Origin of the sequence: Bdellovibrio sp. KM01, assembly GCF_013752535.1 — a bacterium.
Classification (GTDB): Bacteria; Bdellovibrionota; Bdellovibrionia; order Bdellovibrionales; family Bdellovibrionaceae; genus Bdellovibrio.
In genome coordinates, this window is the sequence record NZ_CP058348.1 from 2893811 (window position 1) to 2907362 (window position 13552).

Sequence of the window (13552 nt, forward strand, 5' to 3'; positions counted from 1 at the left end):
CTCCAAATTATGTGCCACTCGCCAGTTACAACTCCGTAATTTGGTAGTTTGGGTTGGAAACTTCGGAAAAGACACGGTAACGAATTATCAGGCTGTAAGTTTAGAGGGACTCTTGAAATGAAACTGCTGATAGCTGCAATGATGCTCACAATCGGATTCCGCACATCGGTCGCGATGGCGGACACCATTTTGGTCAGATCAGACGCTTGGTGCCCGTATGTCTGTGACAGCTCAAAAGACCCCGGCTACATGGTAGAAGTCGTTTCAAAAATTTTCGAAAAAAATGGCCACAAAGTAAACTTCTCAATGGTGAATTGGGCTCGCGCCGTTAGCGAAACGCGCAGAAACAAGGCCACCGCAATTGTCGGTGCTAACTACAACGATGCCCCGGATTTCGTATTCCCTACTAAAACTTTGGGACATGGTCAGGATTTCTTCTTTGTTAAAAAAGACTCGACATGGACCTACAAAGGCAGTGCTTCTTTGGTGGGTAAAAAAATCGGTGTCATTAATGGTTATGCCTATGGTGGCGACATGGATCGCATCGTCTCTGAAAACAAAGATATCTTTATTTCTATTTCGGGGGAGCATCCTTTAGATCAAATTATCAAAATGATCGAAAGCAAACGCCTGGATGCTTTCATTGAAAATCAAACCGTGCTGCGAACAAATTTAGCGAACATGGGATTAAGCCAAGACGAATACAAACCGGTGAGTGCTCAAGTCGCAAACGACGCGAAACTTTTCATCGCGTTTTCACCAGCCAACAAAAAATCAGAAATTTACGCAAAAATCTTTACTAAAGGGATCACAGAGATGCGCCAGACCGGTGAACTGAATCGCATCCTGGCTAAATATGGTTTGACGGACTGGGAACAACAAGAAGCTTTAGAAACGGCGACTAAATAATTTTAGCGCCGCTTGCTTCCAAAGCACGTTTGATTCTTTCCACGTGCTCGATGCTGGTAGTTTCCAAGACGAAATCAATACGCGTTTCACGCAATGACAGACCTTGAGACACGCGGTCATGTCGCACTTCCAATACATTGGCTTTTTCGGTGGCAATCACTTGAGTGAGGTTGCTTAAGTTTCCTGGCAAGTCATCCACGATGACAGACAACTCACACAGTTTTCCGCGAAGGGCCTGACCACGGTCAATGATTTTACTGACGATATTCAAATCGATGTTACCGCCGCTGATGATCACGCAACATTTTTTACCAAGCGCCAAACCACGATGCATGGCTGCTGCCATGGCAGCGGCTCCGGAACCTTCGGCAACTGTTTTTGCACGCTCCATCAGGAACACGATAGCTTCAGCGATTTCGTCATCACTCACCGTCACGACTTGATCGACATATTTTGAAATGAAGCTGTCATAGATCACTTGCGATGGATTTTTAATCGCAATACCATCCGCGATCGTTGCCGCACGTTTCTTTTTTTGGTCTTGGGTTTGTTTGTTGTAGAGACAAGCCATTCCCGGAGAGCGATCGCTTTGCACACCGATCACGCGCACTTTGGGATTGATGGTTTTCACCGCCAAGGCCACGCCACTGATCAATCCACCACCACCAATGGGAACAATCACGGTATCCAGATCTGGAACTTTCTCAAGGATCTCTAAACCGATCGTACCCTGCCCCGCAATCACATAGGGATCCTGGTAAGGATGTACGAAAGTAAAGCCATTTTCTTTTTCAAGCTTTTGCGCGTACTCGTAAGCTTCGTCGTAAATTTCGCCTTTAAGAACCACGTTCGCACCATAGGAGCGAGTCGCAGTTGCTTTGCTGATCGAGCAATTTTCAGGCATCACAATCGTGGATTTCACTCCCGCCAAGCGTGCTGACAATGCCACACCTTGCGCGTGATTTCCGGCAGAACTTGCCACCACTCCACGGGCCTTTTCTTCCGCACTTAAGTTTGAAATTTTATTGTAAGCACCACGGAATTTAAAACTACCCGTGCGCTGAGTGTTTTCGAATTTAAAATAAACTTCGCTGTTCAACAGGTTGCTGGCACTGATCGAGTGGCTCATCTCCGTGGGGCTGATGATGTCTTTGATCAGCTGGCGAGCTTTCTGAATGTCTTCGAAAGTAACTTTCATTACGTTGGGCATTTCGTTGGGCATAGAAACCGGAACTCCTGTTGATTCGCCTACTTTCTTCTAAAATCCAATTCCGGGCAAGATGGTTTCACAGATGTGATGCCCCTGAAGATTGACCCGAAAAATGACCCCAAACGTATGTAATCACTCAGGTTTTCGTATTAAACCTGGAAATCTCAAGAAATATTATGTCGCATATTTATCAAATATTAAGCGGAAATACTCAAAAGGACTCATGATTTTGGGATATTCGCCGAAAAGTCTAGGGAGGGGTATCAATTTGATCAACCGACTTAGATTTCTAAATTTGACGACAGCCGTGATGCTTGTTTGGAGTTCTGCGTTCGCGCAAGTTCCGGAAGAGCTTCAGGAAGTCGTATTGACAGGAAATCTGTTTGGTCGTTCCTCTGCTGATTTTTCTAAAAGTGCCAACAACATCAAAACGACAGTGACCCAAGGAACTAAAGGTACTGTGGTTGAATCTCGGCGCATGAAATCCCCGGGCTCTTACGGCGTGAAAATCCGGCTGACTGAAGTTGGTAAAGGTAAAACCAACGCGAAACCCGGTGATGAAGTTTGGGTTTACTATAACAAAAAAAATCCGTGGATTACTTTCCGTGATACCAAAGATCTGGAAGTACAAAATCCCGAAAATGCTTTAACGGCGAAAGCCCGCCAATCTGGCGAGGGCATCCCGGCTCCCGCATCTCCAACTCCTGCTGATGATAAAAGTGTCGATCCGAATGAAGCAATGCCGAGTGGTGATCGCAGTCAGACTGAGGCCGGCACAGGGAACATGTGCTTGCTGAACAATTCCTGCGGTACAAGCGCCAATCATGATGCCATGAAAAGCGTGGCTGATAAAATTCTGGATGACGAAGTCGCCAAAGGTCGAAAAGCAAAAGACTCTGAGAAAGCCCCTGACTACGGGAAAGAAGCTGCGGATAAAAAGAAGGCTGCGACCTTAGCAAAGCTGAAAAAGCGCACCTACACCATGGAGAAATTTGACTGGTCGAATTTCCCAGAGGTGATGAAGTATTCTGAAAGTGCGAAAGCAAATGCGGCGATCAAAGCCGGCATTCGCAACCGCGAACCTGGATCCACGGGCCGTTGCTATGCATACGTTAAAGATGCCTTGTTGGCGAGTGGGCTGGTAAAGTCTCGTCCTCCCGGGGGACACGCTAAAAATGGTGTGAAAGATTTAAAAGCCCAAGGCTTCATAAATTTGATGGATCCACCATACAAGGGCATTATCAAGTCCCCTGACGATGCTCCCAAAGGCTCTGTGATTATTTATGAAACTTCTGACAAAAGACAGTCTGGAGATATTCAAATCAAAACGGACTGGTCGACGGATGGCAGTTACGTAAGTGATTTCCTGGGCAGAAGATCTGATGATTCAGATGGAAGTTTTTTATCATCTCCTAAAGCCAAAGACTTTAAGAGAAGGAAAAAGCCGTATAAAATCGTCGGTGTGATGATTAAACCGTAGGAATGGTGTTATGAAGAAAGCGTTAATTCTCACTCTTATATTTAGCTCCATCAGCCTAAGAGCTGCTGCTGTTTCTGCGGATGATTCTTTGATGGCTTTGCAAAAAGCTGAGCAAATCATTGCGACGTTGCCCACAGATGGCGAGTTCAAAAAGAATGACCCGCAATCTAAGAAGCTTCAGAAGGATCAGGACAAAGCCTTTGATATTCTGTCTGACGCGATTAAAGCTTTTAAAGAATCTCCAGAAGATCAACTTTTGTTGGAGCAAATTTTAAAAGTGACTTCTGCCATGAATAAAAAAGATCCCACGCGATATGCAACGGAAATGGTTTCGGAACTCTTTAACTATGAACTTCCGGAATTCAAAGGCAAGCCTGTTAAGATTAAAAAACGCCAGGAACAGTACCAAGCAGCTTTGAAAAAGCTTCCTCCGAAAGAGGCGGCCGAACTGCATAAAGCTATCCAAAACTTTGTTCGTTCCGCCAACGAAGGTAACGGATAAAACCTCAGGCCTGAGGTGAAATAAAAAGCGCGCTCTTTTCAGGCGCGCTTTTTTAGTTTCAAATTACACTCACTGCTTTTAAGTGACTATACAGTTGCGATCTTATGGAAGGAATCCACTTCCAAAGAAGCCCCGCCCACCAAGAAACCACTCACGTGAGCTTGCTTGATTAGTTGAGCCGCATTGTCTGGCTTTACACTGCCACCGTAAAGAATCGGTGCGGTGAATCCCATTTTAGTCAGGATGCTGTGAACGTCCGTGTGAGTTTCAGCCACTTGTTCAGGTGTCGCCACCTTACCCGTACCGATCGCCCATACCGGCTCGTAAGCCACCACGACAGGTTTTGATTTGTCAGCCTTAGCCAACCCCAATAGCAATTGAGTTTCAAGCACGCGGAACGTGTGAGTCGCCTCGCGCTCTTGCAAAGTCTCACCAATACAAAGCATCGGAATAAGATCCAAAGATTGAACGTAAGCCACCTTGTCAGCGATCAAGGCATCCGTTTCACCAAAGATAGAACGACGCTCGCTATGCCCGATAAGAATATAATTCCCACCGATTTCTTTCACCACTTGAGCCGAATTTTCCCCCGTAAAAGCTCCTTGTGCCTGAGTGTAAGCATTCTGCACACCAATCTTGATTGCAGAACCCTTCACAGTTTCACAGGCCGCTTCCAAAGAAATAGCCGAAGGGAAAAACACAACTTCCCCCGTCACAGAACCCATCACTTCTTTGAACTTATTCAAAAAAGAACGAGTCTCCGCAGGTGTCTTAAAAAGTTTCCAGTTACCCGCAAAAATCTTTTTCATAAAAATCCCCAATCAAAAAAAATCACAGCAGCCCAATTTCCACTGCCACTTCGGTCGCTGCCCGCATCCAATAAGCCAAAACTAACATTCACAGAGAACAAATCCATCTCCGCTTCGGTAACCGCATGCGTCACGAAAAAACCGCCAGGCACCTTTCACAGCTCCCCGAAAAAAAATGGCCCCAAAGGGGCTCATTTTTCAGCAGCAAAGCCACTCTCCGATCCCCGTCTCCCTCTCCGACCCTAGCCAGCTGTTCAAAAGGTGCGCTAAAGCTTGAGCGCAGCCGAGGCGCAAGGAGGAAGGCGTACGCCTGTACGCCGACGACGAAGCAACGAAGGATCCGCTCAAGATCTAGCGGACCTTTATTCGTAGTTGCTGGCTGGGCGCACCTTCGTGCGAAGGATTTCCAAGCCCGGCAATTTATCACCTTGAAGGTATTCAAGGGACGCACCACCACCTGTAGAGATGTGAGTCATTTTATCTGCATAACCAGACATTTCAGCTGCTGCTGCAGAGTCACCACCACCAACGATTTTTGTCGCATTCGATTCAGCGATCGCCTTAGCAACGCCGAAAGTCCCTTTAGAGAAAGCTGGATTTTCAAAAACGCCCATTGGACCGTTCCAGAAAATAGTTCCCGCTTCTTTAAGAGCCGCAGAGTAATTGCGGATCGTTTGAGGACCGATATCCAAAGCCATTTCGCCATCAGGGATTACAACGTCTTTTGTCGTGTGAGCATTCGCCACATCACCAAAGGCTTTCGTCGCAACGTGATCCACTGGAAGCAAAATAGTTTTGTCACGAGCTTGAATACGCTCGATCATTTCTTTGCAATAGCGAACCTTGTCAGTTTCAACCAACGAGCTACCGACAGACACACCTTGAGCTTTCAAGAATGTGTAAGCCATAGCTCCACCGATAATGAAACCGTCAACGATGTCCATCAACTTTTCGATAACCGGCATTTTGTCAGAAACTTTTGCACCACCCATGACTGCGATGTAAGGGCGTTTTGGATTCGTCAAAAGTGAATCCAGCATGTTGATTTCTTTTTCGATCAAGAAACCGATGCCTTTTTCTTTCATCACCGATGGCAACGCATGAATCGTTGCGTGTGCACGGTGGGAAGCACCGAACGCGTCGTTGATGTAGATCTCCGCGTAGTTTGCGATTTTTTGCGCGAACTCGATGGAGTCTTTTGTTTCGCCTTCTTCAAAACGGACGTTTTCAAGAAGGATCAACTGATTCTTTTTCAAAGAAGGCAGCAAGTGAACGGGAGCATCAGAGTCTGGTTCTTCAACCAGGATCACTTCTGCATTCAAGTGCTCTTGAAGACGTTTTGCAACGGGCTCCAAGGAGAACTCTTTGTCGTCTTTCGTTTTCGGACGACCCAAATGCGAAGCCATAACGATCTTCGCACCATGTTCCATGCAATACTTAATTGTTGGAAGAGAAGCCGTGATACGGTTTTCATCCGTGATCTTGCCACCTTCCATGGGAACGTTCAGATCCAAGCGCAGGAAAACAACTTTGCCTTCCAACGCGAAATCACGAACGGTTTTAATACCTTTAAGACCTGCGCTCATTGATTACAGACCTTTCGCAGCCATGTGTTTAAGAACGTCAACCATACGGTTAGAGAAACCAGTTTCGTTGTCGTACCAAGAAAGAACTTTAACCATGCGAGGACCCACAGTCATAGTGGATGCAAGGTCTACGATTGAAGAGTATTTGTTACCGTTGAAATCAACAGAAACTAGTTCGTTCTTTTCGCAAGCCAATACGCCTTTCAAAGCGCCATTAGAAGCAGCGATAAGGGCTTCGTTAACTGATTCTTTAGTTACGTCTGCTTTCGCCGTGAATGTGAAATCCACCAAAGAAACGTTTGGAGTTGGAACGCGTACGGAGATACCGTCGATTTTACCTTTCAACTCTGGCAATACCAAACCTACGTTTTTCGCAGCGCCAGTTGTTGTTGGGATCATGCTCACAGCAGCGGCACGTGCACGGCGCATATCAGAGTGAGGAGCGTCCAAGATTTTTTGGTCATTCGTGTAAGAGTGGATCGTCATCATAGTCCCGTGCTCGATACCGAATTTTTCATTCAATACTTTTGCAAGAGGCGCCAAGCAGTTTGTTGTGCAAGATGCATTTGAAACTACGTGGTGTTTTGATGGATCGTAAGCTTCGTGGTTGATACCGTAAACCATCGTGATGTCTGCGCCCTTTTCAGCAGGACCAGAAACCAAAACGCGTTTCGCGCCACCTTCGATGTGCTTCATGAAGTCTTCTTTGTTTTTGAATGCACCAGAGCACTCAACAACAACGTCCACGCCCCAAGCTTTCCAAGGAACTTCAGCGGGGTTACGGAATTTAGTCACGTGGATTTTTTTACCGTTTACGATCAAGTTTTCGTTATCGTGACCAACATCACCAGCAAATGTGCCGTGTGCAGAGTCATATTTCAAAAGATGCGCATTACCTTCAATGCTATCCAAAGAGTTAATACCTACGATGTCGAATTGCTCGTGAGCAGCTCTGAAGAAAACGCGGCCGATACGACCAAAACCATTAATACCAATGCGAAGTTTTGCCATGAATAGCTCCTTGTTTTAAAACCCACCCAATATGGGCCTTAGAACGCAAAAAAGCCAGTCTAGACACCCTGTCCCGACTGGCTTTTTAAAGCCTGTTTTGGCTCGTTTCCGCCTCCCGCAAAGGAAGGCCGGTTTTAAAAGCGCGATACGTTGATATTCGGGTATCCATCCAGCGAATACACAGTCAAAAGCACATCAGCATAGCCGCCCATGGATTCCAAACGAACGTCGATCGCTACGACACGGTCGCCACGGAAGAAGTTCTCGGAAACGGCACTGTATCCCGCGTACAAAGTGCCACGGTTAAGCAGACTGTAAAGGGACTGACGTTGACCACTTTGCATGTATACGACTGCGTCATGGATACGAGCACCCGCAGTCAAAGTGCGAACTTCCAATTGGTCGATCGCCTGAGGGTAAGAAAGGCTTAAACGGACCCACTCCCCACCCGTACGACGAGTGATGCTGGAAACTTGCACATCTGCACGGTCATAACGTGAAGGAGGTGCTGGGCGTGGCGGAGCCGGACGAGGCGGCATGGGACGAGGTCCCGGGCCCGGGCGAGGACCGTAATGTCCATCGTGATCACCGCGCCCCGGGCGACCACCCCATTGAACTTCAGAAGAGCGAGACTCATACCAAGAACCATTGTCACGACGGCAAGCGATCCCCTGGTTGCGCTCCGTACGACCGCGAGTTTCAATTACGCTCACGTATTCACGGCAATATTCACCCGTGCGGGAGTTGTAACCTTCTTGAACGGAGTTGAAAGATCCGCGAGCGCCTGATCGAGAACCATTGCGAGCTCCGTCCCAATCACAGTTATCGCCGATACGACCTTCCAAAGAACGACGTTGAGCTTCATTGTAAGCACGACGGTCGTTTTCTTCCATTTGTTGACCCAATTGATTACCAATCACTGAACCAGCAATAGCACCGATGATCGTTGCTGCAGTTTTGCCATTGCCTTTACCAACGTTGGAACCCGCGACACCGCCGATAACGCCACCAATGATAGTGCCGATATCGCCCTTATCTAAACCGCCCGCGTGAGCGATGCTGGAGGTTTGCGCGATTGTAGTGATCAAAACTGCGCCAAGGATCAAGTGTCTTCTTTTCATGTGGTTCCCTTTCGATAAGGATTTAAAACTTGGAAAGGTCCTATTCCAAAGTTTGTGCCAACGGATTTGGGGCCACACTGGCTCCGAACACTGCGAAAGGAAATATTGAAAAATTTTTGCAGGAATTAAAAGTTAACCGTTAGGCAACGTACATCAACAGGCAGAGGTATTGGCACATACTCCCCGTAATAACAAACATATGCCAGATTCCATGACCATGCTTGATCTTCTCATCGAACAAAAAGAACACGAATCCAACGGCATAGGCCAAAAAGCCAAACATAATCAACGCGAATCCCCATAGCGATACGGCATGGTAGAGTTGACTCAAAACCGGTATCACAGTGGCACTCATCGTGACGTACAATACATTGCGCAAAGTGGCGCTCTTTGGTCTCCTGAATACCTCAAGATAAATACCAATCAACGCCAAGGCCCACACCACCAGCAAGATTGAATATCCCGCCATCCCACTGATCGCAAGAATCATATAGGGAGTGTAGTTGCCGGCGATTTTGAAATAGATGCCGATATAATCCAGGCGCTGAAACACGCGCTTTTGCTCGCCCTGGGCTGAATGATACAGCACGGAAATGATGTAAATCAGAACCGTTGAGAAACCGTATATCGTAAATGTAATTATGCGTGGGATGTCGTGTCGAGATACGGCCAAATACATTAGCAACATCACACCCACGAAGGCGATAAGAGCACCGATCAAGTGACTAAAAGTATTAAATTTTTCACCGTGCTGCACTGATAAAAGACGTTCCACCTTTCCAACATAAAACTCTTACCCAAAACGTTGCAAGCACTTCGCGTCGACCAGACCATTATTTTCGAATTGTGTTGCCAAGTATCGCGACTTGGATAAATTCCGCCCTATGAAAAACCTCATTCCTATCTTCGCGCTTTCCATCGCATCGCTCGCTGCATGCCAAAATCAAGATTCTTTGGTTTTGCAGGCCGCCCCACAGGCCGCGGTGATCAACGGCACGAAGGTCACTTCCCGCAACACCGATGCGGCGAAAAGTTTGGTTTTCATCGAAATCCTGGGACCGACAGGTTTTGCGCGAACTTTTTGCTCGGCGGCGTTGATCGGCCCGCGGACAGTGCTGACGGCGTCTCACTGCTTTGACCGAAAGCACGTTTCAGACTTCACCAGCTTTCGCGTGGTTTTCGCAAACCAAATCGGCACAACCAACCCGGCTTTGATTCGCAAAGGTTTGTTTTACAAGCAACATCCTGAATACAACTCCAACGGTCGGTATAACTATGATATCGGTCTGGCTGTTTTCGAAGGCACGGCCCCAGCGGGCTTTGTTCCAGCGAAATTGGATTCTGATGTGAACGCGAACTATGCGGGCAACACTCTATACGTCTATGGGTATGGACGTTCCAAAGACTACACGGGCCGAGTTGGTCAAAACCTGCGCGATTCTGTGGGCATTTTACATCGTGGAATTGTTAAGGTCAGCAACGACTACAATAGACTTAACGATCTTTATATTTTGCAAACTGCTTCGCAATCGCACGTCTGCCAGGGTGATTCCGGTGGCCCTCAATTTTACTCACAAGGTGGCATCACTAAAATCGTAGGTGTCACGTCTGCCACCTATGGCAAAGTGATGCAAAACGGTCAGCATTCCTGCCTGGAATTTTCTCAAGCTGCAAAAGTCGCCGTAAACTATGCATGGCTAAAACGCGAAGAGAAAAAAGCCTTAGAACAATATCACTAAATTAGTTTTTTCATAGCCACGATAAGATTCTTCGTTCGCGATGCCTTCGGGAAATCGTGAACATCCTAATGCACTTATAAGTGAATTCTCCGAACAAAATCTGGAAACGACTTCGCCCCAACTGGAATTTGCGAAGTGTAATATTATTCCGCTGCGTTTCCGCAGAACACCATTAGTAAGATGGGCGCGGGCACCCTTTTTACCATTGAATTTTCGGGAACATTTTTAGAGCGTTGGCCTTAGTTTGTTCGGCCAATTGCTCGACCGGAATACCTTTCAAGTCCGCCACGAATTTAGCCGTGTGAACCACGTAAGCGGCCGTGTTTTTTCTGCCACGCATGGGAATGGGTGCCAAGAACGGCGCATCGGTTTCCACGTGAATACGATCCAAGGGCAAACCACGGACTGTGTTACGCAAATCATCGGCGTTTTTGAAAGTCACGACACCGCTGATAGAAATATTAAATCCCAATTTCAAAGCTTCATCAGCCAACCACGACGTGCCCGTAAAACAATGGATGATGCCTGTTACTTCACCTTTGAATTCTTTTAGAATATTGATGGTGTCTTCTTCGGCATCACGCGTGTGAATTTCAACTGGCAAGCCCGTGGCTTTGGCGATTTTCAATTGCTCGCGGAAAGCATGTTGCTGCTCATCGCGCGGAGATTGATCGTAATAATAATCCAAACCGATCTCACCAATTGCAACGACTACCGGATCCTTGGCATTGTCTAAAATGAATTTACCAACTTCATCCGTATAAGTTTTGCCATCGTGTGGATGAATCCCCAAGGTACAATAAACGTCAGGCGCATACTTGTGAGCGAGATCCAAAACCAATGGCAGATCGTTCAGCTCGGTTCCTATTGTGATGATTTTACGAACGCCGGCAGCTTTGGCATTTTGAATAGCCGCTTCGACGCCCTCTTCGAGCATATTCAGATGGCAGTGAACATCAATCCATTCAGTCATGGATTTATTCTACACCAAATCCTGGCTGGTGATGAAGTATTCTTCCATCACGAGCTGAGAATCTCTGTTAGCACCCAAACCCTGTTCCGCCTGAAGGCCTTTTTGGATCAATTTAAGGAGTCTTTCGCGAGTCTGTTCGGCCAAGGTCTTAATCAAAGGGGCCTGATCCAGATTAGTGATTTGAGCTTTAGCACCCTCTTGCAGAACGATGGCATCCCTAAAGAATGAAACCCAATACGACAACAGGCGAATACCTTGCTGACGATCTTTGAACTCGGCACGCCACATTTCGTTCAACAGGAAATTCGGGTCTTGCATAAAGACGTTCAGAATTTCGACGGATTTTTCGCGAAGCTCCAGTTCTGGTCCTTCTTGCAATTGCGCGAGCTTTTCAAAACTGCCGCCAGCCGAGCGCAAAGCCCACGTCGGTGCTTTCACCCGCTTCCCCAGCTCCTCCATCGTCAATGGCTTAAACTGTACGATGCGCGAACGAGAACGAATTGTCGGCATAATACCCGCCACACTGGGAGCAATCAGGAAAAAGAAAGTTCCATCGGGTGGTTCTTCCAATGTTTTTAACAAAGCATTGGCCGTCTGCGGATTAAGCAATTGTGCCTGATCAATAATGATCACACGGTTACCACCCAAACTTTTCAAAGACAGGAATTCTAAAATTTCTTTAGCTTGTTCGATTTTAATGTTGGCGCCCGAAGGAGAAATAATACGAAGTCCCTCGTGAGCATGATCTTTCTGCGCCACACGGAAACAAGAGGGACAACGGCCGCAGCCACGAGGGCTTTGCGGACACATCAAAGCTTGCGCCAAACCAATTGCTGTCAGTTTTTTGCCGATACCGGAGGGACCCACGAACAAAAAGGTCTGGCCCGGCTTCCCTGCTTCGAAGGAATCCACCATCTTTTTAATCACATCCTGGTGTCCTAAGACAAAATCCAGCAGTCTTGCCACTTACGCTTGTTCCTTACTTCAAAATTTTTTTCTCAGTCAGTGCTTTCACCAACTGTTCAAACAACACCGCGGGAGTTTCTTTCGCATTCAAAACCAACCACGCGTTGGGATCTGCTTTGGCTTGAGCCAGGAAACTTTGACGAACTTTTTCGTGGAATGTATCAGCTTCCGATTCAATGCGATCTTCGCCTTCTCCATTTTGCTCGCCGCGACCTTGGCGACGATTGCGAGACTCCTGAACCGGAAGATCCAAAAGAATTGTCAGGTGAGCTTTCAAGCCACCGGTGGCGAAGTTATTTAACATCACAACATCGGCTTCAGAAATTTCACGACCACCGCTTTGGAAAGCTACTGAGCTTGCCGAAAAACGATCGCACAAAACCCACAGGCCTTTTTCGATTTTAGGACGAATCACTTGATCCACGTGCTGCGAACGACTGGCTTCGTACAACAGCAATTCCGTGCGCGGTGTGGGCGCAGGACCTTCCTTACGCAAAACCATATTACGGATTTCATCTCCCAAAGGAGTGCCGCCCGGTTCACGAGTCATGTATGTGGGAATTCCACGCTTTTGCAGCTCTGCTTCCAGAGCCTTCATCAGTGAGCTTTTGCCGGAGCCGTCAAGACCCTCAAATACCAGAAAAGACATGCCTAGTTTTGTCAGATATTCGCGCAGCCCGGTCAACAAAAGGACTTACAACAAGGGGCGGCAATCAGCCTTTTAGCGAAGGCTGTCCCAAAAACTACGCATATTGGATTGCTGCTCTGCCGTGGATTTTTGCGAGAGCTTAAAAACCACCGCATAAAGCTTGGCCCTAACGAGTCCCACCAACACTCGGCGCTCCGGAATGATCGCTTGTTGATAAGGGTCCATCATCGCCGCCTCGCAAGTTTTGCCGGTATGGGATTCCCAAATTTTGATATCTTGAGCTTTTAATGTGATTTCATTCAAAGGACCGAACACTTCCGCTAAAGCTTTTTTGCAAAGCTCTTCATTCATTTTCAAATCTTTGATTTTATCCAGATCATAAAGCTCTGCCTGACGCATATTTCGGTCGGACTGCGCCGTACGAGTGAAGTAACCAACAAAAGATTCTGCATTCGCAAAGCCCAACATCTTTTGATCTTTTTTATGGGCAAAAATCACATCTTCTTTCGAGTTGATGGGTGCAAGCGTGGGTGCCGCGAAAGCAAAATTCGAAATCAAAAGGCCTGCAAAAAATAGAATTAATTTATTCATAACCAT

Annotated in this window: 14 protein-coding genes; 4 read left to right on the forward strand and 10 right to left on the reverse strand. The window is 47.0% G+C overall.

Annotated elements, in window-relative coordinates:
* The first annotated feature begins 117 nt into the window (after positions 1–117).
* Complete coding sequence (locus HW988_RS14025) at positions 118–909, forward strand: ABC transporter substrate-binding protein (protein ID WP_181604844.1); 792 nt, start codon at positions 118–120, stop codon at positions 907–909.
* Here the strand turns inward: HW988_RS14025 and ilvA are convergent.
* Positions 902–2107: a threonine ammonia-lyase gene (ilvA, locus tag HW988_RS14030; protein WP_181607807.1), complete on the reverse strand. Its 1206-nt coding sequence runs from the start codon at positions 2105–2107 to the stop codon at positions 902–904. The genes HW988_RS14025 and ilvA overlap by 8 nt on opposite strands.
* A gap of 280 nt (positions 2108–2387) precedes the next feature.
* On the opposite strand from ilvA, the gene HW988_RS14035 reads away from it, so the two are divergent.
* Positions 2388–3599, forward strand: a complete 1212-nt coding sequence (locus HW988_RS14035; RefSeq protein ID WP_181604845.1) for a hypothetical protein — start codon at positions 2388–2390, stop codon at positions 3597–3599.
* A 10-nt stretch (positions 3600–3609) separates the two neighbouring features.
* Complete coding sequence (locus HW988_RS14040; protein ID WP_181604846.1) at positions 3610–4101, forward strand: hypothetical protein; 492 nt, start codon at positions 3610–3612, stop codon at positions 4099–4101.
* Positions 4102–4187: 86 nt separating this feature from the next.
* Here the strand turns inward: HW988_RS14040 and tpiA are convergent, their stop codons facing one another.
* The 5 genes from tpiA to HW988_RS14065 form a co-directional block, all read right to left on the reverse strand.
* Entirely contained in the window at positions 4188–4910 is a 723-nt protein-coding gene (gene tpiA, locus HW988_RS14045; RefSeq protein WP_181604847.1) for a triose-phosphate isomerase, read from the reverse strand.
* Positions 4911–5272: 362 nt separating this feature from the next.
* Positions 5273–6496 (reverse strand): phosphoglycerate kinase, encoded by a 1224-nt coding sequence (gene pgk / locus HW988_RS14050; protein WP_181604848.1) that lies wholly within the window; start codon positions 6494–6496, stop codon positions 5273–5275.
* Between the two features lie 3 nt (positions 6497–6499).
* Complete coding sequence (gap, locus tag HW988_RS14055) at positions 6500–7507, reverse strand: type I glyceraldehyde-3-phosphate dehydrogenase (protein ID WP_142701135.1); 1008 nt, start codon at positions 7505–7507, stop codon at positions 6500–6502.
* Between the two features lie 134 nt (positions 7508–7641).
* On the reverse strand, positions 7642–8628 hold the full coding sequence (locus tag HW988_RS14060; RefSeq protein ID WP_181604849.1) for a beta-sandwich domain-containing protein: 987 nt from the start codon (positions 8626–8628) through the stop codon (positions 7642–7644).
* A gap of 139 nt (positions 8629–8767) precedes the next feature.
* The gene (locus tag HW988_RS14065; RefSeq protein ID WP_181604850.1) at positions 8768–9403 is read right to left on the reverse strand and encodes a hemolysin III family protein; all 636 of its coding nucleotides are present in this window, start codon (positions 9401–9403) and stop codon (positions 8768–8770) included.
* A 109-nt stretch (positions 9404–9512) separates the two neighbouring features.
* Between HW988_RS14065 and HW988_RS14070 the strand changes: the two genes are divergently transcribed.
* On the forward strand, positions 9513–10367 hold the full coding sequence (locus HW988_RS14070) for a trypsin-like serine protease (RefSeq protein WP_181604851.1): 855 nt from the start codon (positions 9513–9515) through the stop codon (positions 10365–10367).
* 199 nt (positions 10368–10566) lie between these two features.
* On the opposite strand, the gene HW988_RS14075 is transcribed toward HW988_RS14070, so the two are convergent.
* The 4 genes from HW988_RS14075 to HW988_RS14090 all read right to left on the reverse strand — a co-directional run bounded on the left by HW988_RS14075 (position 10567) and on the right by HW988_RS14090 (position 13546).
* Positions 10567–11340, reverse strand: coding sequence for a TatD family hydrolase (locus HW988_RS14075; protein ID WP_181604852.1), 774 nt, complete (start codon positions 11338–11340; stop codon positions 10567–10569).
* 9 nt (positions 11341–11349) lie between these two features.
* Positions 11350–12306, reverse strand: coding sequence for an ATP-binding protein (locus HW988_RS14080; RefSeq protein ID WP_181604853.1), 957 nt, complete (start codon positions 12304–12306; stop codon positions 11350–11352).
* Between the two features lie 13 nt (positions 12307–12319).
* Positions 12320–12955 (reverse strand): dTMP kinase, encoded by a 636-nt coding sequence (gene tmk / locus HW988_RS14085; RefSeq protein ID WP_181604854.1) that lies wholly within the window; start codon positions 12953–12955, stop codon positions 12320–12322.
* 72 nt (positions 12956–13027) lie between these two features.
* Entirely contained in the window at positions 13028–13546 is a 519-nt protein-coding gene (locus HW988_RS14090) for a hypothetical protein (protein WP_181604855.1), read from the reverse strand.
* Between the last annotated feature and the right edge of the window lie 6 nt (positions 13547–13552).